Source organism: Nostoc sp. MG11 (assembly GCF_014904695.1).
Lineage (GTDB): Bacteria > Cyanobacteriota > Cyanobacteriia > Cyanobacteriales > Nostocaceae > Komarekiella.
Genome location: NZ_JACXXN010000009.1, coordinates 1 through 24222, shown reverse-complemented (window position 1 = coordinate 24222; position 24222 = coordinate 1). Strand labels below are relative to the sequence as shown.

Genomic DNA, 24222 nt, shown 5'->3' with positions numbered 1-24222 from the left:
ATGTAGCTTCAGAATGAATTCTATTCTGCAACCATGCTGTATATTAACCAACTCAGCAATCAGCACTTATTAACTCTCTGGTAAACTTGCAAACGCTTGCTCAACTAACTCCTTAGCCTTAGCATCCAAACGCTGCCAATCCACTTCACCAAACTCATCCATTAAACTAGTATCGATATTAACCGCTTCATTATCCGGGTCATACTCAAGAAAACACACTTGATAACACAGTTCCCACAAATCGATACTGACCTCTTGCCCTTGACGCTGCAAACGTAAATGATATCCTGGATGGGGCATAGGCAGAGGAGCAAGAGTCTCTTTGATGTTTTCTGCTTCTTCTGGTGTTGCAGTTTCCATCTCTTGCAACAGACGAGTCACCAATGCTTTTAGCTCATCAGTGGTGTTAGGCGGCCAAATTAGTACGTCGTGGTAGGTTCCCGTCCAGTTAGATGCATCAAGCAACTTGCGAAGATTATCGACAACGCGAATGAAAGCAGGTTGCATGAGGATTTCAGCCTGCTGCCATGCAACTGGGTTTGTGATTCTGGGTGGCATTGGTAATAAACAGGGGCACTAAAAGAAAAATAATCTAGTCTGCGTTTATTAAAAAGCTGCGTTTTTAATCTAAATCTTTTCTCAAGATAGCGGATTTCATTGAAGAAAATTTGGAGATATTTATTACCAGCTGGAAAATTAGGTAATAACTCTGGGGAGAGGAATATGATAGGCAAGCTACTAGACCATCGTTACCAAGTAATTCGAGTCCTGGCGACGGGAGGATTTGGTCAAACCTACATTGCCCAAGATACCAGGCGGCCAGGTAATCCTATCTGTGTTGTTAAGCATCTTAAACCTGCAAGTTCCGACCCCAGAGTTTTTGAAACTGCTAAGCGTCTGTTTAATAGTGAAGCTGAATCCTTAGAACACTTGGGGAACCATGACCGGATACCCCGACTTCTGGCTTACTTTGACGAAAACCAAGAGTTCTATTTAGTCCAAGAATATATTGAAGGGCATACTCTAACTGAAGAACTCATACCTGGTAAGCGCTGGAGTGAAAGCCAAGTAATTGAACTGTTACAGGAAGTTCTGGGCATTCTAGATTTTGTCCACCGCCAAGGCGTGATCCACCGCGACATCAAACCAGATAATATCATCCGTCGCGCCTCTGATCAGAAATTAGTTTTAGTGGACTTTGGCGCAGTGAAGCAACTGCGTACATCAATAGTCGCAGCTGGTGGGCAAGCTACTGCTACAGTAGTTATTGGCACTCCTGGGTATATGCCTACGGAACAAGGGCAAGGCAAACCCCGCCCCAACAGTGATATCTATTCTCTTGGCATTATAGCTATTCAAGCATTAACAGGATTATCGCCAACAGAGTTGCAAGAAGACCCTGAGACGGGTGAGATCCTCTGGCAGCATTTAGTACCTGTAAACTACCGTTTGGCAGCAGTCTTAAACAAGATGGTGCGTTATCACTTCAAAGACCGCTACCAAAACGCAACGGAAGCACTGCAAGCGTGTCAAGACGCGATTAATCTTGTGCCTGCACTTTCCATACCTCAAGCATCCGCCACAAATTATAGTTACCAAGAAACCAAATCTTTACCTCAAGTATCTCGCCAGCAAACTGTCGCAGTTGCACCAGCAAATCCTGCACCCGCTAAACCTGCTCGCAAAGATTCGCCCGACCCATGGCCGCTATTAATTGGTATATTTTTGGCAGGTGGTGCAGCGGCTTTGGTAGCAAACGTGTATCCAAATGTGAAAAACTTAGCTGCCAATTTCACGGGTAATGATACCGCTTTGGCAAACAATTGCTTAGCTGTTGTTGTGGAAAACTCTAATATTCGTTCTGAACCTAGTTCGATAAATTCTGATAATATTGTGCGAACTGTTGCTCAAGATGCCAAGTTTGAAGTTACTGGCAAGCGGACAAAACGGGGATGGATAGAAGTTAAGCTTAATTCTGGTCGTTTAGCTTGGGCGCACTCGGATGTAATAGCTAATAATGACCAATGGGTTTCTTGTCTACGCGACAAAGGCATGGCAATTAAGACAGTAGATGATAATACTCTGATTGCTATTCGACCAATTCCCAAGCCAAGGCCAAAATCTCGTGATGTCGCAACGCCATTACCAGAAAAATCGGACAGGTCAACTTCCGATGAAACATCAGATCAATCACAGCCTAATGGTAATAGTACCAAGATTATAGAACAAGCAAGACAGAAGTATGAATCTGGAGACTTGCAAGGTGCGATCGCACTTCTGCGATCTATTCCGGCAAATACGGTTTCTAGTATTAAAGAAACAGGTAAAATGATTGCTCAGTGGAAAGAAGATTGGGCTAAAGCTGAAGCTTTATCTAATGATATCAACAAAGCGCTGGAAGACGGTCAATGGGATAAAGTCTTAGATTATAAAAACCATCCAGAAAAGTTGCCTAATACTCAATACTGGCGAAATAAATTAGAACCCATGTTTAGACAAGCAGCCGAAAATCTTGTAAAACAGGCACTCCCTAAAGTAGATAATCAGGAGAACTCCCAACAGGAAAGACCTAAATTTGATAATCCTCAACAAGGATTTTTTAATACTGACAAATTTTTAACTCCAGAAAGTCCCGACAACACAGAAAAACCTAAAAGTGAATTGTAAGCAGATAGGCGTAAATAATACCGATTCAATTAATGATTGCAACAAATCCTTTGGTAGAGACGTTGTATTGCAACGTCTCTACATGGCCTATGTGTCACATTCTTTTTTTAAATTGGTAATATTTAGAACCCTTCAGAACCTTCCAGCACTTCCAAAAAACTTTTCAACATCAAATAAGCAGAAGTCCCTCCTGGATCTTGATGTCCGATACTGCGATCGCCAAGATAGCTGGCTCGCCCCTTTTTTGCTAGCATTGGCGTGGTTTTATGCAACCCTTGTTCAGCAGCTACTACAGCCGTATTCAAAGCTTCTAGTGTCTTCTTACCCTCTCCTATAGCTTGCTCAAAAGCCGCCACAGATGGAGATAGCACATCCACCATTGTCTTGTCTCCCAGTTGGGCTTTGCCACGCCCTAGCACACCGTCTAAACCAGCCTGGAGTAGTTTTAGCAAATCTTGCTCTGTCAATTCTTGTTTACCTGCTACTGCTGTACTTGCTCGCAAAAACCAAGTGCCATATAGAGGGCCACTAGCACCACCAATAGAAGAAATCAAAGTCATGCTTACTGTTTTCAAAATGCTGCTGATGTCCTGATCTGCAAGACTCGGTAACTGACTGCTTACCTTTTTAAAACCGCGATCCATATTAATCCCATGATCAGCATCACCGATCGCAGCATCTAATTCTGTCAAATATTCTTTATTCTGCTCGATCTCGGTTGCAAAGGACTGCAACCATTGTAAAATCTGCGCCTGATTCACCATGTTAAGCCCCCCAGTGCCAACTCGGCGTTTTTACTGGTGCATCCCACAGCCTAATCATCTCATCATCCAACTTCAGCAGGGTAATTGAGCAACCTTGCATTTCCAGAGATGTAATGTAAGGCCCAATCAAGTTTCGCACAATTTGCAATCCTTGCTGTTCGCAGATTTCGGCTAGTTTGCGGTAGACAATATACAGTTCCGAAAGAGGAGTTCCACCCATACTGTTGACAAAAGCTAGCAGGCGATCGCCTTTTTGGAATGGCGGATTAATCAGTTCCACATCTACCCATTCTCCTTTATCTTCATGCCACTCGCGCACTGTGCGGCTGTAGGCTGCATCCTCAATTATTGAGCGCGTTAAAATCTCTGTAATCTCATCTACTGGTTTTAGTTCTGTGCGCTGCCTGCCTGGCTCACCGTGAATACCGATACCCAATTCGATTTCGCGATCGCTCAATTCAAATGTCGGCGAGCCTTTAGCTGGCACTGTACATGAAGTCAAGGCAATTCCCATGCTCCGTCCATGCAGATTCACTCGACGGCATAAATCTGCTATTTGTGTTAAATCATACCCTTGCTCCGCCGCCGCTCCACAAATTTTTTCTGCCAATATCGTTATTCCTACACCCCGGCGTCCTTGTGTATACAGGCTGTCTTTCACTGCCACATCGTCATCAATTAGAATATTTAGAACTCGGTTCCCTTCAGCACGGGCTAACTCTGTTGCCATTTCAAAGTTCATGACATCGCCGCTATAATTTTTGACGATATAAAGGATACCAGCCCCACCATCTACCTGCTTAGCGGCTTCCAGCATTTGGTCAGGTGTGGGTGAGGTAAAAACTTCGCCAGGACAAGCAGCATCAAGCATTCCTTTGCCTACAAAACCAGCGTGCATCGGTTCGTGACCGCTACCACCGCCAGAAATAATTGCTACTTTTCCTGGTATAGGTGCAGTGGCTCGGTAGACAAAGGTAGGGTCATAGTTTACCTTAATTAAATCGGCATGAGCCGCCGCCATACCTTCTAGACTTTCCCGCACAAAGTCTTCTGGCTTATTGATCAGCTTTTTCATGGTCTAGATCTGGTTTTGAGGGTGTAAAACCAAGATAAAGGAATATTGCTACTTTGACTTTTTCATTATTCTTATACTAAAGACGCAAAAACGCCAAGTTACATGGCGTCTTTGCGTCTAATACAATAAATCATTTTCAGATTTACTTGTTAGGCTGAGGAGTCATCCGCAGATAGGGTTTAATTTCCTCGTAGCCTTTGGGAAATTTTTGTTTGAGGACTTCTGGATCTTTGAGTGAGGGGACAATTACGACATCCTCACCGTCTTTCCAGTCAGCTGGTGTAGCCACGCTGTAATTATCGGTCAATTGCAGAGAATCAATTACTCGCAAAAGTTCGTCAAAGTTGCGTCCAGTGCTGGGAGGGTATGTGAAACTCAGACGCAGTTTCTTATTGGGGTCGATAACGAAAACTGATCGCACTGTCACAGCTGCATTAGCATTGGGGTGGATCATATCGTAAAGGTCAGAAACCTTGCGATCCGCATCTGCCAAAATTGGGTAGTTGAGAGTGGTGCTTTGAGTTTCTTCGATATCTCCCACCCATCCTTTGTGGGATTCTACATCATCAACACTGAGTGCGATCGCTTTAACGTTGCGCTTGTCAAATTCTGGTTTTAGCTTGGCAACTGTGCCTAGTTCTGTAGTGCAAACAGGTGTAAAATCAGCGGGGTGAGAGAACAGCACAACCCAGCTGTCACCTGCCCATTCGTAAAAATCGATGTCGCCGTGTGTAGAGGCTTGCGTAAAGTTGGGTACTGTATCACCTAGACGGAGAGCCATGAGAGATTCCCTGTAGTTAAAAAGGCTTATGTGTTCTACTTTGCCATCATGACATAAAACCCCGATTCCCCAATCGGAGTTGAGCTGTTTGAAACAAAATTTTAAGTTGTCGGCTTTCTCTGATACAGACAGAGAAACCAATATATTTGACAAGTTTGATGCTCAACATCTTTCGGTTAAGGGGAATCAGAACTTGTCCATTCAGGGGTAACAAAGACTAGTAGTGCTGAGTAAAAGTACTCATTCGTGACTCAGCACGGGCTAAACGCCCGCTACCGCTAACAGCACTTTTTTGGTGGTGTTTGCAGTCAAAATGCTTCTATAGCTTACGAGTCAATAATACTTTGACATCGTTGAGCTTAATTTTCTCCTGCTAAACTTTTAACTAAAGGTAACTAACGTTAGCAAAAAAGGTACGAGGAAAGGTTTAATGAATACTGTTGTCCTCAATCTAGAACCGATAGCTCATTTAAGTGATGAGCAATTTTATCAATTGTGTCTTGCCAATCGTGATTTAAGCCTGGAAATGAATGCAGCAGGAGAATTAATCATTGTGCCACCAGTAGGAGGAGAAAGCGGAAATCAAGAAGCAGACCTAATTACAGACTTGAATAATTGGAATCGTCAAACTAAATTAGGCAAAGTTTTTAGTTCTTCAACTATTTTTATCCTGCCAAATAGTGCAAAACGTTCCCCTGATGCGGCTTGGGTCAAATTAGAGAGATGGGAAGTTTTAACGCCAGAACAGCGCCAAAAATTTCCGCCACTTGTACCCGATTTTGCCATTGAACTACGTTCACAAACAGACCGACTCAAACCTATCCAACAGAAAATGCAGGAGTATATAGAAAATGGTTTGCGTTTGGGATGGCTGATTAATCCTCAAGATGCAAATGTGGAGATTTACCGAATAGGAAAAGCTGTAGAAGTGATTCAAATGCCAGCGATTCTTTATGGAGAAAATATCTTACCTGGATTTGAGTTACAAGTATAAAAATGTCAGACAAAATGTAATATTATCGCTGAATAAAACTAAGCTTAAAAACAGCGATCACAATAATTTGTTTGTCAGAATTTTCTGGTAGGCTTGGATTGTTTGACGAGCGATCGCATCCCAACTAAAATGCTGTAATGCATATTGTCGGGCATTTAATCCCCGTCGCTGGCGTTCTTCGGGATTTTGCAAAGCTTCTTGCATTAACTCTACCAGTGCTTGCACATCTGTTGCACCCACCCAGCCAGATTCACTATCACGTATCTGTTGACAAATATGCACTTGATCAGAAATAACTACGGGTACACCTGCAACCATCGCTTCAGCTACAGCAATCCCAAAATTTTCGTAGTAGGAAGGCAAGACAAATAAATCAGCAGCTTGTAGTAAACTAACTTTGAGTTCACCAGTAACAAAGCCAGTGATTGTAGTGTGCGATCGCAGTGGTGAATTTTGAATCTGAGATATTATTTTTTGTTCATAATCTGGATCTTGCGGATTTGTTCCAGCTAAAACAAAGTGAAACTCATAACTCATTGATACCAACTTTTCTAGTGCCGGAATCAACAGATTTAACCCCTTTTTCGGGTCAATTCGTGACATAAACAGCACCAAAGGAATTTCAGCAGGAATATTAAATTGCTTACGCAGGACATTCTCCCCCTCTCCCCCTCTCCTCCTCTCCTCCTCTTTAACACCCAAGGGAATCACCAAATCCGGCGTAGATACCCCAAATCTTTCTGATATTTTGGCTTCTTGATTGCTGGTAAAATGAATTGCTGCTGCACCAGCTAAATTTTGACGTTCTAGAATTGCGGCATAAATCTGCTTTAACTGCTTTTTCTTACGTAAATCAGCTGGATCGAGAGTACCCAGAGGACGCAAAATATAAGGTAGCTTTTTTTGACGACACGCGATCGCAGCAGCACTACTTACAGGAGAGAATAGAGCATGAATGTGTGCTAAGTCAAACTCCTGAGCATGACGCTTTAGCCAATTTAGTAGGTCTAGAGAAAATTTGTAGCGACGAAACGGCGCACAACGAAAGTAAATTATTTCATAGCCATCTTGTTTAATTGGGCGATTTAAGGGAACATCTAGGGGTTTTTGACCAATATCGCCATTACTATCAGTTGTGAGAATTGTAACTTCTACTCCTTCTTGCGCTAATGCTGGAGCTAGTCCTAATACCATTTGACTGGGGCCGCCATAAATCAGAGAAATTGAGGGGACAACTTGTAGAATTTTCATTTTTTGTCATTTGTCATCTGTCATTTGCTAAGGACTATTAACTAATTCTTGATAAAACTCTAATTGTTGCTTAGCTAAAGCTTTATTCGTGTATTTAATCATTGCTTTTTGATAACCCATTTCACCGAGAGTGTGGGCAAAATCTGGTTTATCCATTAATTGAACTAAGCAATTAGCAAGAGCTTGAGCATCACCTTCGGGAAATACTAAACCAGCATCGCCAATTACATGCGGTATTTCACCAGAATTAGAACCAATTACAGGTACTTGACAAGCCATTGCCTCAATTAATACATGACCAAATTGTTCTTTCCAGCCAACTGAAGTTAAAGTTTTAAACTTGTAAGTTGTTTCCGAAGGTAACACTAAAGTACTCATTAAATTGATATAGTTGGCAACTTTGTCATGAGCAACACTTTCTACAAAAAGTACGCGCTCTTGAAGATTATTTTCTGCTACTAACTTGATTAATTCAGATTGCAACTCTCCCCGTCCTAATAGTAGTAGCTTCCAAGGTTTATTTTTTAAACTGAATAATGCTTGCAAAAGTGTTAACAATCCCTTTTCTTGCACAAAGCGTCCAACAAACCCTACTACAAAATCTCCTGTTTTAATGCCCAAATTTGATGCTAATTCTGGTTGGTTTTGGAGAGTAAACAGACTTTCATCTATACCCAGTTGTGGCATAACTTTAATTGGCCCTTGATATCCGCGTTGGCGTAAAATTTCTGCTCCATCCTGATTGCCGGAAATGATGCCGTGGCTATGATTCAAGTTATATTTTTCTAATAAAGCAACTGGTAATTTTAGTTCATAAGGTAGATTCCACCAGGTAAAAAACACATTTTTGGCCTTGAGTCCTAATAGCTGATTTAAAGCAATCATCTGACTATAAGCAAGTCCCCTAGAACCTTGTTCTACCTGGATGATTTGGGGACGAAACTGCTGTAATAATGGGATTAAATCAGCACCAAAAGTGAGAAGTCCCTGATGATTTTGACTAAAATTAGAAATAGGCACTGTTTTAAATGCGCCTTCATCGCAGTATTCAGTTTCAATGATTTTGTTTTGTACGCCACCGGGTTTCCAGCGCTTCGGGACGACAACTGTAACTTCAATTCCTGGTTTTAATCGTGATAAAGCGCGTAATTTCTCACAGTTAAGGTCTACAATATAAGTATGACTAGCAATTAAGATTTTCATTGGTATTTGGTAGTTATTATGTGTTCGTTGTCAATTGTCACTGGTTAGTTTGTTGCTACTAACCAATGACTAATGACTAATGACTAATGATTAAACTTGTTGATCTAAGCGACTGTAAATTTGACCATCATTCCAGATTGATTGGATGACAGTACCCAAAGCTTTGAAAAAACCCAAAGTGTAGAAAACGGCGCGAGTTGCAATTTTGATTGGGGAACCACTTTTGTGACAAGGCGGGCGTCCCAAGACGTGACAATCAAATAAACGGGCGTATAAGCGTAAGGCTTGGGTAGCGGTGAGGTTTTTTAGCCCCAGTAAGAAATGGTTGTGGTAAAAGGTGAGTTGATATTTAAGTGATCGCATACTAATATCATGACAACCCCCCGTTTCTTCGCCTAAATGCACTAGATGGGCTTCTGGGTCGTACCAAATCTTATATCCCGTTTGGCGCACTCGCAAACAAAAATCTGATTCTTCTCGCACTGCGCTACCGCGAAACCTTTCATCAAACCTCAGTCCGTGCTTAGTAAAAATTTCGCGGCGAAAAGACATATTGCAACCCCTGGCTGTCAACACCTGCTGGGGTTTAGTTGTATGCACTAAATCAATATGATACCAGGCAATTCCTGGATCCATTGCCTGGGGAGGCAAATATTCAATTTGCACATCACCCCCAGAGTCACCCAATTTCATTCTGTCAAATACTCGTCCTGCGATCGCCCCAACTTCTGGATTTTGTACATAGTTTTTTGCATGGGCTGCTAAAAATCCAGGGGTTAACTGAACATCATCATCAATAAACAATACTATTTCACCAGATGACCGCCGTACAGCATAATTTCGCGCCCCTGGTAAACTCGCCCAATCTAAACGCAACCATTTAATTTTACCTGCTCTCGCTTGTTCCTCCAGATAAGCTTGAATTTCTGGTTGGTGTTTTGGGGTTTGGTCTACAACCAAAACTTCAAAATTCGGATAGTCCTGCTTGAGGACATCTACAATACTATCTCGTAGCGGTTCCTCTCGACTGTAGGTCGGGATAATCACTGAAATCAAAGGACAATAATTCATGAGTTTTTTATACTAACTTAATTTTGCTATTTTGATAATTAGATGATAACCAAGTAATAATTAGTTTTAGGAAAATTCAGTATACTCCTGCTGCTGCATATAGATTGTCAAATAACTCATTTTGTTTTTCGGAGTTATGCACATTTTGGGCTTGAGCTAACGCTCCTGCACTTAAATATTCGTAATGTTCTGGTTTATCTGTTCTATCAAGAAATTTGATTATTTGTTGTAATGCTTGTTCTGCTAAATAGTCATAGGTGCTATTCACAATATCCCAATATTCATCAGTTTTGGTTTTTTCTCCGTGCAGCCAATTACTCCAGTGCCTAATTTCGTTAATTGGCAATTCTAAAATATATCCATTTTCACCATGACGAAGAAACTCTGGCAAAGCGCAGACATTAGTCGTAATTGCAGGAGTAGCAACTGAAAAACCTTCGATAATACTATAGCCGTACGTATCATGTAATGTAGCCATTAGTTGAAAATGGCTTTGTGATAATAATTCAATAACTTTTTCGTTAGGAATATTTTTGTGAAAAACAACGTTATTCAAATTAAGTAATTTTAAATCTTCTACATATCTGCTGCGTTCAGGGAAATCAGTAGGTACTCCTGAACCATATTCAAGTCCAGATATTATGTGTATAGTAATAGGTAAACTTAGTTTTTCGGCTTTTTTTGCTAGCCTTAAAGCAACAATCCCACCTTTTCTAGCAAAGTGGTTTCCTATAAAGACAAACTGGAGATTTTGTTGTTCTTGATAACGTTTAAATGAGTCAACTCTGACAGGGAAACTTGGATGAATAACATCCAATTTATTGTTAATTCTTTTTTCTATCTTCCAGCCTTCTATCCGCTTAGTTAATCTCAACTTGGCATAATCTGAGATAGCTATAATTTTCTGGCAATTATCGAGCGCTAAGCGATTATTTAATAACTCATAAATTACAGCTTCTTGTTGATTTTGAGGATTTCTATATAGAAGCCGATGATCTTCAAATGTGACAAACCAAGGTTTATTCGTATATAAAATTCTATTAAAAGAATGAATAGCTTGATATCTTCCCCACAAAGGCTGCCAAGCAATAAAACTGCCTAAAGGATACCAAATTTTTTCTATTGGATATCTACCTGCGGGAAAAGGCTTGGGGCGGATTAGTGTATGTCTAGAATTACGAGGTAGATTAGGAATACTGAGGTGTTTTTGACCTCCTATAATAACTTTTACCATTTTTGTTTCACTCAAATTTATGTTTGTAACCGTTTTCGCTTAGTTGTTTGTTGAGGCTCAGTATCTTCCTTCTCTTGTTTCTCCAAGACTGGCAATTTGAAAAGAACTCCCGCAAAAAACCAATAATAGACAGCAACCGGGTCTACATCCAGAGGGTAGTAATAGGTGTTGTAGCTAATAAACAATATAAACACCCATAAAGCAGCTCCGTAACTGCGGAAATTACGGTTTTTTATGGAGCGATACGTTTTGAAGGCAATGATTGTTAAAGTTGTCACCAAAGCCAAGAACGCTAATAATCCAACAATTCCCACTTCAAAAAGTACTTTGGGGTAGTAGGTTTCCACTAACTTAGTTGAACCCATTGCACGGGCAGAGTTTGTAGCTCGGCCTAAGCCACTTCCCAAGGGGCCGTCTACATTTTTCCAATTCTCTTCAAATTGCTGGACGATAAAATCTTGAGGTGGTGAAGCGTCCCAGCGGCTCGTAAAACTCTCGGTTCTCTCTTGCACGACAGCAGGGTTAGTTACCATCGCAATTCCCAGAATCAACGCAAGTCCTATACCAATGGGGATAAACCGTTTGAGGTTGGCAATTTGACCAGTAAGCAATAGCAAAATAATGAAGCAGGTTGGTACTAAAGCTAGAGCAATTCTTTGCCCAGAGACTACAGCATTAATAAAGACCAATGCCAAAGAACCTAAACCGAGCATCCGCCATATTACCGATGGGTCGGTGAAGCCTGTGGCAAACGTAAAAAAGGTACTGGCAATTAAGAACCACGCCCATTGCCAAGGAGCCACAAAAGTTCCTGGTAGGCGAATAATCCCTTCTTCGGGACTATATACTAGCGCTCCACCAAAATAACACCGAGCTTCGAGTGTAGCTCTAAATAAGGCGTCTCCTTCGAGTCCTCTAGTACCTTGGCATACACCAGTTAGTAGTAACAAATACTGAATAAGTCCTAGTACACAGCAAATGATGATGAGAACAATCTGTAAGCGCGATAAAAATAGAAAATCCTGCTTGTTGCGAATTAGATAGTAAGCACAACCAATCAGAGGAACGTAACCTAAAAATACTTTAAGTCCCAAAATTCCCATACCTATGGGTATTTCTTTGGGTGCATTTTCTAGTAGTCCGACACTAGGCGGGTTAAACTGCTGTCCACCATTGATAAACAACAGCGTTAATAGACTGCAACCCAAGACAATATACAGCGGAATTTTAATGCCTTGGGGAATAATTAGGGGTAGTCCCTGCTTGCGACAAGTTTGCCAAAATCCAATTAATGCTGGAACGTAAAAGGAATCTTTAGCCAATTGGAGTATGGGACTATTGCCCAAATAGTAAGTAATAGTACCCCCAATAGGTACATAAATGATGAAAGCAAATAGAGCTTGGCGGGGATATTTGAAGGAAAAGGACATGACAAGTATCCCCAAGACCGCAGGAGCCGCCATTTTAATTCCACCTACGAAAAAGAGCAGAATGCCAACAAAGACACCGCCAAAGGTGGCGGTGGTAAGCAAGCTAGTGAGTTCTTTACGGGCTTGGGCTGCTTTGCGCTTTTGAGCTAACCTTTCTTTGAGGCTAAGGGTAGGAGTTTCCTTTTTAGCCTGCTTTTTTGAATTTTTAGATGACTGAGATTTTGATTTGAATTTTGGCATAGTGGCGCTGTAGCCTATCAGCCTCGGAAAACAATATATTATAGTTGATAAATTTATGATATTTGCTGTAAGTTGTACAGTCCGAATTCATCTCTAATTGATTGATTTAATAGTTTGCGATTAAAAATGCTGAATCTTAATCTTTTGGAATTATCAAAAAGATTTTCTCCTGTTTCCAGGATATAAACTGCACCGGGGAATGGTAATGATTTAATGGCTTTCGCTTTGTTTTTGAGAATATCCCTAACTTTGGCGTGGTCTATATAATATCTGTAGTATCCATAGCCACGATTATATTCTGCGGTTTCTGGTAAATAATTCAAATCATATCGAGTAATGTTACAAGTACCGCACATTTTATAAAAATTGTTTCTTTTAATATATATATATTTACTTCCTTCTTGATATTTATAACCTTTATTTATAAACCATCCATTAGAATCAGGATGTTGTTGAATAAATTTGGCTAACTTTTTACTGACACAATCGTCAGCATCAACCGCCATAGTATGAGTAGGACAAAATTGACGAGCGTAAATCAATCCTTTCAAGATTTTACGTCCTTTATCTGTGTCTCCTTGAGCTACAGGGTTAGTCTCGTTTGCAGGTGAAAAATCAACTGTAATATATGTAATGTGGGAATGATTAAATTCTATTTTTGGCTTTTCGTGACAAACAACAATAACGCGAAAGTTAGGTGAGGTTTGATTGCAAACTGATTTAATGCATCTTTCAAATAATTGTGTAACACGCTCCCAGGAATTGGAAACTTGGGGGCTTTTGAGTGGAATAATAAAAACAAGCATTATATAGCAATCCTATTTAATTTGTGAAAATCGAAAGCTTCAAATTCCCGAATTCTTAAAGAATTCGGGAATCTTGTTGTTCACGAATGATTTAGGTTTGCAAAAGCTATAAGGGATTTGTGCTTGTTAAAAGCAAGGATAATAGCTAACTTAGCTCATTAAATATTGCTGGACTTTTGAGACTAATTCACTTGTCCAGTGGTTGGCAAGTTCAGCGTTGACGGCTTCCACCATAACTCTAATTACTGGTTCTGTACCAGAAGCGCGCACCAAGATTCTACCAGAATCGCCCATTGATGATTCGGCAAGGGCGATCGCTTGTTGCAGAGATTGGCAATCTTTCCATCCTAAACGGCGATCGCGATCAGTTGCTCTCACATTGTGCAAAAGTTGCGGATAAGTCTGAAAGCTTTGGTTTACTAATTCTGCTAAGGAAACACCAGCCTCTTTTACTAAAGCCGCTAAATGCAAGGCTGTTAACAAACCATCGCCAGTAACGCCATAATGACGGCAAAGAATGTGACCTGATTGTTCGCCGCCTAGCATTCCCCCAGTTCGGAGCATTTCTGCTTGCACATATTGGTCGCCGACTGCGGTGCGAATTAAGTTTCCACCTTGTTGCTTCCAAGCTCTCTCAAAGCCTAAGTTGGCCATGACTGTGGATACAATCAGGTTGTCTGGCAATTGTTGCCTTTGTTGTAAGTGACGTCCCCAGAGATAGAGAATGTAGTCGCCATTAACTTGCCGTCCTGTATTATCTACAGCTAAGACGCGATCGGCATCGCCATCAAAGGCAAAACCCAAGTTAGCATTGTGTTCTTTAACAACAGCTTGCAAAATTTCTAGGTGAGTGGAACCGCAGTTAACATTGATGTGATCGCCATCTGCTTCATTATGCAAGCAGATTACTTCTGCCCCCATTTCTCGAAAAACGGATGGTGCTAACCCGACTGCTGCTCCCCACGCCAAATCCAAAACAATCTTCATACCTTGAAGATTTATGGCACTGTGCAAGGGTTTTTTCAAGGCTTCGCCATAATGCCCCACTAACTCGAAGCGTGAGTAATGCCGTCCCCAATTACTGATGCTAGTAATAGATGATATCTTGCCACGTAGTCCCGCTTCAATTTCAGCCTGCAATACTTGAGGTAACTTCGCACCATCTGCACCAAAAATCTTAATGCCGTTGTCCTCTGGTGGATTATGGCTAGCAGAAATCATGACTCCGCCAATGGCATCACTAATGCTGGTGAGATAAGCAACGCAAGGAGTGGGACATAAGCCCAAATACCAAACCTCTATTCCTGCGGCCGTTAATCCTGCACTCAAAGCCATTGCCAACATATCGCTGGAATTTCTAGAGTCCTGTCCGAGAATAACTGGCCCTACTTGAGCAGCATGGGTACGTAAAACAATACCTGCCCAAAAACCAACTTGCAATGCTAAAGGCGCATTCAACAATTCTCCCACTCGTCCGCGAATGCCATCTGTACCAAATAGAGTACTCGCTGGTAGTGGTATTAAATTCAGTGCAAAACTGCCCTCAATACCTTTGCCCAATCCGTTAATTTCGGAAGCAGAACCTCCAGGTATGCCCGGAGTCCGAGTTATAGATGAAACCATAAGTTTAAACACTCCACACTCACACTGAAAAATAGTACTTGAAACTTTATTCCACTTCGACAGAATACCTTATCTATGATTGTTCTTATTTTTATAAAAATATTCTAATAAAACTATTTTTCCGCAAAAACACGTAAAAATATGTCTCTTTTATGTAAATTTTTCGTGAATTTAAGTATTGATTTTGACGTTAAGAGTGAAGTTTACATATTCTAGCTAATTATTATTTTTATAATTCCAACGTCAGTCTAAGCTTTATAAAAGTATTAGTTCACACTTTAACAATGCCACAGATCCAAAATAAGCTATGATAATCCTACTTTTAGAGTAATCGCAAGTATTTCTCAGCGAAGCCAAGAATAAAAGCGAAATTTAGCTAATAAAATCAAAAAATTAAAACTCTTGGACAGCGCTTATATTGCCTTATAGCTGTTGCTGTGTTAAGAACTCAAAAATATCCTAGCTTAAAAAATTTTAATATAAATTCTCATCAAAAAGTTTTAAGGTAACGTTTTAATGGCTTTTTTAGCCGTTCCTAAAATCAAAACTCCGACAGTTAACTTTTTAAAGTTGAGAAATTTAGCATGAGCAGCAATTTAGCAACCAAATTACGTGTAGGTACTAAAAAAGCCCACACAATGGCGGAAAATGTGGGTTTTGTCAAGTGCTTTTTAAAAGGAGTGGTGGAAAAACACTCTTACCGAAAGCTTGTTGCTAACTTCTACTTCATCTACTCAGCGATGGAAGAGGAGATGGAAAAGCATCGTCAGCATCCGATTGTTTCTAAAATTAACTTTCCTCAGTTAGACCGCAAGCAGACTCTAGAGAAAGACCTAAGTTATTACTTTGGTGCTAACTGGCGGGAGCAAATCCAGTTATCTTCCGCAGGTGAAGCTTATGTACAACGCATCCGGGAAATATCTGCAACAGAACCGGAACTGCTAATTGCACATTCCTACACACGTTACTTAGGCGATTTATCTGGAGGACAAATTCTCAAAGGCATTGCCCAAACGGCGATGAATCTGTCTGATGGACAAGGTACCGCCTTCTATGAATTTGATGAAATTTCTGACGAGAAGGCATTCAAAGCTAAATATCGTCAAGCTTTGGACGAATTGCCACTTGATGATGCTACAAGCGATCGCATAGTTGATGAAGCTAACGCCGCCTTTGGCATGAACATGAAGATGTTCCAAGAATTGGAAGGCAATTTGATTAAGGCGATCGGTTTGATGCTGTACAATAGCCTCACACGGCGACGCGCACGCGGCAGCACTGAACTCGCTACTGCTGAATAATGAATTCCCAGTACAGGGTGCGGAGTGTGGATTGTGGAGTCATAAGTCGAGACAGCCTAATGAAGGATAATTCATCGGTGTCTTTGGAGAAAGAATGAGCGCTAAAAATGCTCAAAATATTTAGGGGCAATAGCCCTGTGACTGCTTTACATTGATGAAAGCAACCATAGGGAGATTGCCCCTCAATTATGTTTAATCAGCAAGTTCTTCAGAGCATTTTTTGGATCTATTTGCAGAGCTTGCTGAATAATCAGCTTAGAATAACTAAGTCAAACTTTAAGCTAAGCTCATTCTCAGTATTAAAGGTTGTAATTTTTATAACTTATTATACTGATAAAACCAGGCACAAATATGGCTGCAAAAATTCCTGTCACAGTAATTACAGGCTTCTTAGGTAGTGGTAAAACCAGCCTAATTCGTCACCTACTACAAAACAACCAAGGACGCCGCATTGCTGTTTTAGTCAATGAATTTGGCGAACTCGGTATTGATGGCGAATTGTTGAAATCTTGTCAAATTTGCCCCGAAGATGCTGATGGTGGCAGTAATATTTTTGAATTAACAAACGGTTGCTTATGTTGCACTGTGCAGGAAGAATTTTTTCCCACAATGCAAGAGTTAATCAAGCGGCGAGATAGCATTGATTGTATTTTGATTGAAACATCTGGTTTAGCCTTACCAAAACCTTTAGTGAAGGCTTTTCGCTGGCAGGAAATTCGCAACGCTGCTACTGTAGACGCGGTGATTACGGTGGTAGATTGTGCAGCTGTCGCAGCGGGGACATTTGCCAGTGACCCAGAGGCAGTCGCAGCCCAACGGCAAGCAGATGATAGCTTAGAACATGAAACACCCTTGCAAGAATTGTTTGAAGACCAGCTTGCTTGTGCAGATTTAGTGGTGTTAAATAAAACTGATTTAGTTGATGCCGAGACATTAGCTCAAGTTGAAGAGTTTATTAAACAAGAGTTGCCTAGAGTAGTGAAGATTGTAGAAAGCAATTGCTCTCAACTAGACCCATCTATATTATTAGGATTCCAAGCCGCAGTTGAAGACAATTTAGATTCTCGCCCTAGTCATCACGACACTGAAGAAGACCACACCCACGACGAAGAGATTACCTCAACTCATCTCATTTTAGACCGTGCCTTTGATCCAGAAAAGCTACAAAATCAGTTACAAACACTGGCGCACCAACAAGAAATTTATCGGATTAAAGGCTTTGTGGCTGTACCCAATAAACCCATGCGCTTAGTGATGCAAGGCGTGGGAACACGATTTGATAAATTTTACGATCGCCCCTGGCTACCAGAAGAAACAAGACAAACCCGCTTAGTTTTCATCGGTCGTGATTTGAAATCTTCAGAAATAGAATCACAATTAGTAGCTTTGTGAGTGCTGAGTAAGTAATCTCCTATTCCCTCATTCCTTGTCCTCATTTTTATGATCTCTCAACTGTTTAACGTTGCCAATCTTTTCGTTTTGCCCTTTTGGGCCTTGATGATTCTATTGCCAAACTGGAAAGTTACACGGCGGGTAATGGAATCATATTTGCCTTTTGTGCTGTTAGCTGGAGTATATTTATATTTGTTTATCAACAGCATTACACCCGAAAATGCTCAAGATTACTCAAATATTCAGTTAGCTGATGTTGCCCGACTTTTTGCCGATGAGAAAGTGGCAGCAGCGGGTTGGATTCATTTTTTAGTGATGGATTTGTTTGTTGGTCGTTGGATATATTGGGAAGGACAGAAAACAGGTGTTTGGACGGTTCACTCCCTATCATTGTGTTTGTTTGCTGGCCCTTTAGGATTGCTTTCTCACATTTTGACTAACTGGATTTCGCAGGCATTTTTCCCCAAATTGCAGCCAAGTAAAGAGGCGACTACAGCATAAAAAGCTGCGTCGCCAACTAGCACATAATTAGAGAAAGAGGTAGATTCAAATATTGTGGCGATAGGTAATTGAATTTTTTCAATTACCTATCGCCTGATTTTAGAATCACGAAGCTTAGGCTTTTCTATAGTCGGCATCTAACCAACAGCGTGGTAAATCTTCACCAGAAGGAAAAACGAGATTTTCTTTTTTATAAGATTCAGGTGGTTGTTCTTCTTCTCCTTGTTGTTCTCGTCCGTGAATAACATCATTATTTGGGTCGATTAATTCTTGAATTTCCTCAATTTCTACCAATTCACCAGACTCTTTGATTTGTAAAAGCATGTAACTATCCTCAATAAGTTTGCATGAAAATTAGGTGTGAGTTTCAAGATAAACTTGCTCACATTTGACCTAGTTTGGAACACTAAAATTCCTTAATATTTAAGGAAAATTGTTACCAAATATGTATACAGATTCACAAAATTTATCTATCTTGAAAAGTTTTGCGCTCCTTTTAGCCAGACACGCAAACTTTTCGCTGTGCATCTGTGTTTTTAGTTTTATAAAAAGCGGGTTACAAAATTTTTAATTGTAGTTAAACAGATTTGCAACTCAAAAGTTTAAATCCCAATTGAATTAGGAAATGCTTACTTAGTAAACTGTTTAACTTAAGATATACCCTCGATTTAGCAATTAGATTTCGTGTTGATATTTTTCTAAAATATCTACTAGGGTGACTTGACATTGTAGCGGTAGTAAATCGATTAGAGGAAGTTCACGTCTTCCACCACCAATTTTTACTGTAATAGATTCCAAAACTTTTACAACTCGGTCTTCATTTATAGTATTGGAAGTGATTAAGGGATACAGTTGTTCAGCAACCACTGTATGCAGTTTGGCATCAGATAAATAAAGATGCCACTTGGCAATATCTATATAGACATTTTCGCCAATTTCAGCTGCTAGGGCTTCCAGGATTTCTGTGGTGTTAGTCTTAGCCATAAAAATAACCTTAAATTAAGAAAGAGTGTTAACTCTCAGGCTTTTTTACATTATCGCTCAATAAACCAGGCTGATTCTACTGCCACAGGTTACAATCGCCCTAGCATTGGTAGTCCGTCTTCAGGTGGATTTGGATGGTGTTTCGGTGTAGTTGGCGATCGCAGCAATATAAATGAGATGCACCAATAATACTACTGTCCAGCTTGCTGTTAACCAGGGCAACCACTCCCAGGTAGTTGTTTTCAAGTTGTGGACAAACCATAACCCGGAATTAATCGCAGCAGCAATCGCCACATGTATGGCAAAATTCATCCGGTCATCTAATTTGCGGAATTCTGGGTCATTGCGATCGGGTTTGCGAGGCCAACGAGGAGGCATAAATATTTACTACAAAGTTGAATACACCTTAATTATTCTAAGGTTTTTGGGAGTGCGCTTGCTATTAAACCTCTACAACCATTCATAATCAAATTGGAAGTCAAGAACCGCTGGGTTACTAGTCAGTTGAATGTAGGCGATATTGTATGGATGAATTCTATGACGGTGCTACTTTAGCTGTATAAGCATAATTGTGGTGTTGAATGATTAGCCTTCATAGGATTTAAGCTGTAATACCTAGCTCTACAATTCTCTATAACAAGCGGGATAAAGCTAAAGGTTATTCTACCTAAAACTGAAAATAGAGGCGTTATTGTACATTCACTAATTATTTGTCCATTTAACAAAAACTTGTCACAGCATTCTAAATGCCTAAAACCCTGACATAGCAAGGATTATGTCAGGGTTTTTCCTATTTAAGACAGTTATACCCATCTAAGTCGGTATTCACTAATTAGATGTCAAATACCAGATATTTCACAATTTAATTGTCACTTTCCAGAAACCTGGAAAAATCATAACTTTTCATAAATTAACAAATTATTTGTCAATTTATTAGTATAATACAATCATGTTTTGATAAAACACTGTATGCAAGATGCAAAATCTTCTACAACCTCTACAACTTGGGCAAGTTCCGCAGATGTTAACAACGATCTTGCTGAAGCAAACGTTATTGTTTCTAAACTTTCGGATGAAGCTTTGCTGAAAATGGAGGTGATTCAAAGTCTTTTGGAAAATAGCGATCGCACTACATACATAGGACTTACGCACTGAAGCCTGAAACCCTGATCCCCCCTAACCCCCCTTTTTAAGGGGGGAACGTCTAAAGCCCCCTTTCTAAGGGGGTTGGGGGATCTGAGTGCGTAAGTTCTGATACACTCAAAAGCTCAAGGAAGCAGCAGAAAAGCTTGGTAAGTCAGTACGTACAGTGCGACGGCTAATAACCCAAGTTGCGAGTTATCAAACTTTAGGCGCAACGCGCCTAGAAGTGAACATAATTGAACGCAAAGAATCGACGGTGACGCTGGGTGCAACCGCGATTTCAATGGATTAAAAAAGCATTTTACTTAGATAATAAGTACTAAACAATACTTGTTGGCTAAATGCCTGTTTAAGAGTAAAAGCTAAAATAAATGCTTCAAGCTTCAGTAGAAATCCCTCATATGTGACTGCGTGAATCGATTTGGGAAAAATACAAGTAATTGCGCTAAATACAGTTTCTATGTAATGTCGAGTCGATTGTTTAATATATTGATTCCAAGGTTGATCTTGACGCTTGGAATTCTTTTTACGCATGACTTTTAGTGTGATTTGACTGGGATGAAAAATGTCATCTTCCAGCGTATAGTCTGTATAAGCTGAATCAGTATATATCTCACTCGCTGTTGGTAAATTGAATGGCAACGCTTCAAAGCTCTAACATCATTTGCACTACCAGGCATGAAGGCAAACTCTACTGGGATACCGCTTTTAGTGGTTAATAACTGCACTCTCACCCCGTAGAAATAGCGTTTTTTTGATGCTATGTAACCTCTATAATCTTCTGATTTGATTAATCCCACGTTAAATATTCGGATGTTATCGCACATTGGTACTGGAAATGAGTCTAAAAGGTATTCCGTACAATCACTAATTTCTTTGACTATCATTCCCACTTGATGAAATACATCGTTGAGCAACATTGATACATGATGTAATCGTCGATTGAAGCGTGATTTTTCTAATATCTTAGGCACTAGCAGATGGTCTTTCGTATAATTGCAAGCTTTGCTTTGATTGCCATTAAAGAACATCGCTGCTACTAACGCCGTTATATAATTTTTGCATCGCTCATCTCTCGACGACTGTCTTCATCATGCCCAACAGCCTTTAACAAGTCGTCGATGATAGCATAGACCGTAATTATTTCGTTTAGCATCTTCCCCTCTTTTGATCTCACTGGAGGGGATTTTATTATCTGAGTAACCATGCACGATACCCCAGCCCGAAGCTCTGGAGTGAGTAACTAGCAACTTGCGTTACTATCTAGCTGATTTCTCCCCCAGGATTAAGTTGCCTAATTTATAGCAGACTTGTCGTTATACCTAAATTCATACTTTTCCCACTATCTATAGTTTTTCGCCGCTCAAAAAGACTTTGGGCGGCGAAAACTAAGGGTAAGATAAAACTATTTTGACTACCAAAAAGCTGTGCTAGGCAGCAACAGGAGTAGCAAATCTAGCATATCGCTCTATGTAGAACTCCTTGCTATTAGCGATCGCTACTACAGAATCACGTTGTTTTAAAGCCTTTTTCCACTGACGTAGACGAGTAAATTCCTCTGGTATCCCAAAGCCTCGATGGTGCTTCAGTGCAGGCCAACGCTCAAACCAGGGGTAAAAGGTGAAATCAACCAGACTGATGGACTCACCAAACCAGTAGGGGCCGTCTCCTGATAATTTCCCAAAAGCTTCATTCTCGATAAATTCCAGATGTTTATATAGTTCTTGTTTAGCTGCTTCTTGCTGTTCGATTTCAGAACTACGCAACAGAGTAGAAAAAGCTGGAACAAGTCGAGTATTAGCAAAATCAATCCAGATGCGAGCCTGGGCTTTAGCAATAGGACTACTGGGTAAAAGAGGCGGATTAGGAAACACCTCATTAAGATATTCGTTAATTACTGCCGATTCCCAAACTCGATGATTATGATGTGCGATCGCAGGTACTTTTCCATAAGGAGAAATATCTGTAAATCCCGCTGGTTTATTCTGCAAATCAATCTCAATCAAATCAAAATCGATGCCTTTTTCTTGAAGTACCAAACGTGAACGGTGAGCATAAGGGCAAACGACTGCACTATATATCTTGATTTCAGCCATGTTGATATTCCTCTATTAGTTAAAACTTGTTTATTAGCAGAATTACGAATCAAAAACCCTCCTGCCTTCTCACAGCCAAGGCACTTCTTCAGGTGCATAACGAAAGGCGCGGAAAACTGAATTTTGCTCCCCACTAGCTACTGCTGACTTCTCACCCAGATTTCTCACAGCAAAGTGGGGATTAACATATTCCCAAACAATCTCTCCTGTAACTGTCACCTCAAATATCCGACCGTAAGCACCTTCTGTAATTAAAGTGTTGCCATTCGCTAGACGCTGTGCGCCTGATATATACGAACTGAAGAAATTTTGAGGTGGTTTGTCAGTGTATTCCCAAACTATCTCTTTAGTTTGACGGCTGACTTCAATCACACGAGAGAAATTGAGCGCAGTGTGACGGCGATGTGCGCCATTATCAAAAATTAGGATATTGCCGTTAGCTAATTCGTTAGGAAAGTGCTGCTGTGCTAATACGTCATCTCCAAGTGTCCAAATAATCTCTCCTGTGTGGCGATCGATAATTACGACGGTAGAGATGTTGCGGAAGCTGACTATAATATTACCGTCAGCGAGTTCGCCTACAGTATTGCCATGAGTCCATTCGTGTCGTTGATCTTGAAGAGTGATAGTAAAAATATCTGGATCTAAGTGTTCGTAGGCGTGCCAAGTCCAAACAATCTCACCTCCAGGAGTAACTTCATAAAGCACATCAGCATAGATATCACCGTCGGCTTCTGTTCCCGGTACACCGCCTTTGATGCGGGGAATTAAAGACTGAGGTATCTTTTCAATAGCCAATAAAATCGTGTTGCCGTTGCGTAATCTGCGTCCGTCGTGATGGTGGTTTGGATGTTTATACTCCCAAATAATATTTCCCTTGGAATCTGCTTCTAAGACAACCCCACCTTTAAAAGCAGCCCACAAAGGAAAATGTGGCGGAATATCTAACGTCTTACCATTATAAAAAAGGTTGCCATTGGGTAAAAGATAACCGTACAAACCTGGTGAATAAGGTAAATCCCATTGATGTACCACTTCTCCTTCTAGATTCAGAAGATATACTTCTCCGTTACCTGTAAGTGGTGTAAAAAGTGTATAACCCTTGAATACTTTGTCAGGATTATAAGCTCTTAAACCAGTACCACGCCGACGAATAGTATTTTGGTCAACTAATGCTGTTGCGATCGTCATAATTTTAAAGAGACTAGAGACTATTTCTAAACCCAAATTTGCATTGTTTTGTTGGGTTGCGCTACGCTTAACCCAACCTACTTTTCTACTCAGCACTCAGTACTCTTATGGTGCTGGATTTGGATATTGAGTATGAACTGCATCCAATTCAGCCAAGATATCTTTATCAAGAACTACATTGATGCTTTCTATATTCTCTTTGAGTTGTTCTAATGTAGTAGCACCAATAATCGTACTAGCAACAAACCAACAACTCCGCACGAATGCGATCGCTAATTGTGCAGGACTTAATTGATGGCGTTTGGCTATTTCTACATAAGCTGCTACTGCTTTGCTAACATTTGGTTTTAAATATCGCTGACCAAAGTTTTCAAACAATAGACCTCTTGCAAAAGTCCCATGAGGGTGGGACAAGTAGGTTAGAGCATTCTTGACATCTATGACGTACGAAAAGGTAAAAAACCTTAAGCCAGAA

The 24222-nt window shown here is 40.5% G+C and carries 25 protein-coding genes; 7 read left to right on the top strand and 18 right to left on the bottom strand.

The features are described from left to right. Nucleotides 1-69: 69 nt before the first annotated feature. Nucleotides 70-558, bottom strand: a complete 489-nt coding sequence (locus HCR01_RS15305; RefSeq protein WP_193197016.1) for a hypothetical protein — start codon at nt 556-558, stop codon at nt 70-72. A gap of 165 nt (nt 559-723) precedes the next feature. Between HCR01_RS15305 and HCR01_RS15300 the strand changes: the two genes are divergently transcribed. Beyond that, nucleotides 724-2667 carry a serine/threonine protein kinase gene (locus HCR01_RS15300; protein ID WP_193197015.1) on the top strand — a complete coding sequence of 648 codons (1944 nt, stop codon included), beginning with the start codon at nt 724-726 and terminating at the stop codon, nt 2665-2667. Between the two features lie 122 nt (nt 2668-2789). Here HCR01_RS15300 and dhaL read toward each other — a convergent pair whose 3' ends face one another. The 3 genes from dhaL to HCR01_RS15285 all read right to left on the bottom strand — a co-directional run bounded on the left by dhaL (nt 2790) and on the right by HCR01_RS15285 (nt 5287). Further along, complete coding sequence (dhaL, locus tag HCR01_RS15295) at nt 2790-3431, bottom strand: dihydroxyacetone kinase subunit DhaL (RefSeq protein WP_193197014.1); 642 nt, start codon at nt 3429-3431, stop codon at nt 2790-2792. A gap of 1 nt (nt 3432) precedes the next feature. After that, nucleotides 3433-4506, bottom strand: coding sequence for a dihydroxyacetone kinase subunit DhaK (dhaK, locus tag HCR01_RS15290; protein WP_193197013.1), 1074 nt, complete (start codon nt 4504-4506; stop codon nt 3433-3435). Between the two features lie 142 nt (nt 4507-4648). Beyond that, nucleotides 4649-5287, bottom strand: coding sequence for a peroxiredoxin (locus HCR01_RS15285; protein ID WP_162398153.1), 639 nt, complete (start codon nt 5285-5287; stop codon nt 4649-4651). Between the two features lie 430 nt (nt 5288-5717). Here HCR01_RS15285 and HCR01_RS15280 point away from each other — a divergent pair, with 430 nt between their 5' ends. Next, nucleotides 5718-6281: a Uma2 family endonuclease gene (locus tag HCR01_RS15280; RefSeq protein WP_193197012.1), complete on the top strand. Its 564-nt coding sequence runs from the start codon at nt 5718-5720 to the stop codon at nt 6279-6281. A gap of 57 nt (nt 6282-6338) precedes the next feature. Here HCR01_RS15280 and hpsP read toward each other — a convergent pair whose 3' ends face one another. The 7 genes from hpsP to glmM form a co-directional block, all read right to left on the bottom strand. Continuing rightward, the gene (gene hpsP / locus HCR01_RS15275) at nt 6339-7532 is read right to left on the bottom strand and encodes a hormogonium polysaccharide biosynthesis glycosyltransferase HpsP (RefSeq protein WP_193197011.1); all 1194 of its coding nucleotides are present in this window, start codon (nt 7530-7532) and stop codon (nt 6339-6341) included. A gap of 27 nt (nt 7533-7559) precedes the next feature. Continuing rightward, entirely contained in the window at nt 7560-8735 is a 1176-nt protein-coding gene (gene hpsO / locus HCR01_RS15270; RefSeq protein WP_193197010.1) for a hormogonium polysaccharide biosynthesis glycosyltransferase HpsO, read from the bottom strand. A 90-nt stretch (nt 8736-8825) separates the two neighbouring features. Beyond that, the gene (hpsN, locus tag HCR01_RS15265; protein ID WP_193197009.1) at nt 8826-9806 is read right to left on the bottom strand and encodes a hormogonium polysaccharide biosynthesis glycosyltransferase HpsN; all 981 of its coding nucleotides are present in this window, start codon (nt 9804-9806) and stop codon (nt 8826-8828) included. Nucleotides 9807-9882: 76 nt separating this feature from the next. Then, nucleotides 9883-11040 carry a glycosyltransferase family 4 protein gene (locus HCR01_RS15260; protein ID WP_193197008.1) on the bottom strand — a complete coding sequence of 386 codons (1158 nt, stop codon included), beginning with the start codon at nt 11038-11040 and terminating at the stop codon, nt 9883-9885. A gap of 17 nt (nt 11041-11057) precedes the next feature. Continuing rightward, the gene (gene hpsL, locus HCR01_RS15255) at nt 11058-12710 is read right to left on the bottom strand and encodes a hormogonium polysaccharide biosynthesis protein HpsL (RefSeq protein ID WP_193197007.1); all 1653 of its coding nucleotides are present in this window, start codon (nt 12708-12710) and stop codon (nt 11058-11060) included. A 53-nt stretch (nt 12711-12763) separates the two neighbouring features. Continuing rightward, on the bottom strand, nt 12764-13516 hold the full coding sequence (locus HCR01_RS15250; protein ID WP_193197006.1) for a glycosyltransferase family A protein: 753 nt from the start codon (nt 13514-13516) through the stop codon (nt 12764-12766). 150 nt (nt 13517-13666) lie between these two features. Further along, nucleotides 13667-15139 (bottom strand): phosphoglucosamine mutase, encoded by a 1473-nt coding sequence (gene glmM / locus HCR01_RS15245; RefSeq protein ID WP_193197005.1) that lies wholly within the window; start codon nt 15137-15139, stop codon nt 13667-13669. A 584-nt stretch (nt 15140-15723) separates the two neighbouring features. Here glmM and HCR01_RS15240 point away from each other — a divergent pair. The 3 genes from HCR01_RS15240 (at nt 15724) to HCR01_RS15230 (ending at nt 18333) form a co-directional block, all read left to right on the top strand. Then, on the top strand, nt 15724-16440 hold the full coding sequence (locus HCR01_RS15240) for a heme oxygenase (biliverdin-producing) (RefSeq protein WP_193197004.1): 717 nt from the start codon (nt 15724-15726) through the stop codon (nt 16438-16440). 351 nt (nt 16441-16791) lie between these two features. Further along, entirely contained in the window at nt 16792-17832 is a 1041-nt protein-coding gene (gene cobW, locus HCR01_RS15235) for a cobalamin biosynthesis protein CobW (RefSeq protein ID WP_193197003.1), read from the top strand. A gap of 48 nt (nt 17833-17880) precedes the next feature. Continuing rightward, the gene (locus HCR01_RS15230) at nt 17881-18333 is read left to right on the top strand and encodes an ABA4-like family protein (RefSeq protein WP_193197002.1); all 453 of its coding nucleotides are present in this window, start codon (nt 17881-17883) and stop codon (nt 18331-18333) included. Nucleotides 18334-18447: 114 nt separating this feature from the next. Here the strand turns inward: HCR01_RS15230 and HCR01_RS15225 are convergent, their stop codons facing one another. The 3 genes from HCR01_RS15225 to HCR01_RS15215 form a co-directional block, all read right to left on the bottom strand. Then, nucleotides 18448-18657, bottom strand: a complete 210-nt coding sequence (locus HCR01_RS15225) for an acetyltransferase (RefSeq protein ID WP_162398140.1) — start codon at nt 18655-18657, stop codon at nt 18448-18450. A 351-nt stretch (nt 18658-19008) separates the two neighbouring features. Next, entirely contained in the window at nt 19009-19317 is a 309-nt protein-coding gene (locus tag HCR01_RS15220) for a DUF3181 family protein (RefSeq protein ID WP_193197001.1), read from the bottom strand. Nucleotides 19318-19437: 120 nt separating this feature from the next. Beyond that, nucleotides 19438-19695 (bottom strand): 2TM domain-containing protein, encoded by a 258-nt coding sequence (locus tag HCR01_RS15215; RefSeq protein ID WP_193197000.1) that lies wholly within the window; start codon nt 19693-19695, stop codon nt 19438-19440. Nucleotides 19696-20286: 591 nt separating this feature from the next. Between HCR01_RS15215 and HCR01_RS38695 the strand changes: the two genes are divergently transcribed. Both HCR01_RS38695 and HCR01_RS39980 read left to right on the top strand, forming a co-directional pair. Beyond that, on the top strand, nt 20287-20472 hold the full coding sequence (locus tag HCR01_RS38695; protein ID WP_226889363.1) for a hypothetical protein: 186 nt from the start codon (nt 20287-20289) through the stop codon (nt 20470-20472). Nucleotides 20473-20626: 154 nt separating this feature from the next. Next, entirely contained in the window at nt 20627-20752 is a 126-nt protein-coding gene (locus HCR01_RS39980) for a hypothetical protein (RefSeq protein WP_264299909.1), read from the top strand. A 247-nt stretch (nt 20753-20999) separates the two neighbouring features. Here HCR01_RS39980 and HCR01_RS38690 read toward each other — a convergent pair whose 3' ends face one another. The 4 genes from HCR01_RS38690 to HCR01_RS15190 form a co-directional block, all read right to left on the bottom strand. Continuing rightward, entirely contained in the window at nt 21000-21491 is a 492-nt protein-coding gene (locus HCR01_RS38690) for a transposase (protein WP_226889362.1), read from the bottom strand. A 399-nt stretch (nt 21492-21890) separates the two neighbouring features. Then, nucleotides 21891-22556 (bottom strand): glutathione S-transferase family protein, encoded by a 666-nt coding sequence (locus tag HCR01_RS15200; protein ID WP_193196999.1) that lies wholly within the window; start codon nt 22554-22556, stop codon nt 21891-21893. Nucleotides 22557-22625: 69 nt separating this feature from the next. Beyond that, the gene (locus tag HCR01_RS15195; RefSeq protein WP_320073118.1) at nt 22626-23843 is read right to left on the bottom strand and encodes an aryl-sulfate sulfotransferase; all 1218 of its coding nucleotides are present in this window, start codon (nt 23841-23843) and stop codon (nt 22626-22628) included. Between the two features lie 9 nt (nt 23844-23852). Next, on the bottom strand, nt 23853-24222 hold a 370-nt coding region (locus tag HCR01_RS15190), incomplete at its 5' end, for an aldo/keto reductase (RefSeq protein ID WP_226889361.1).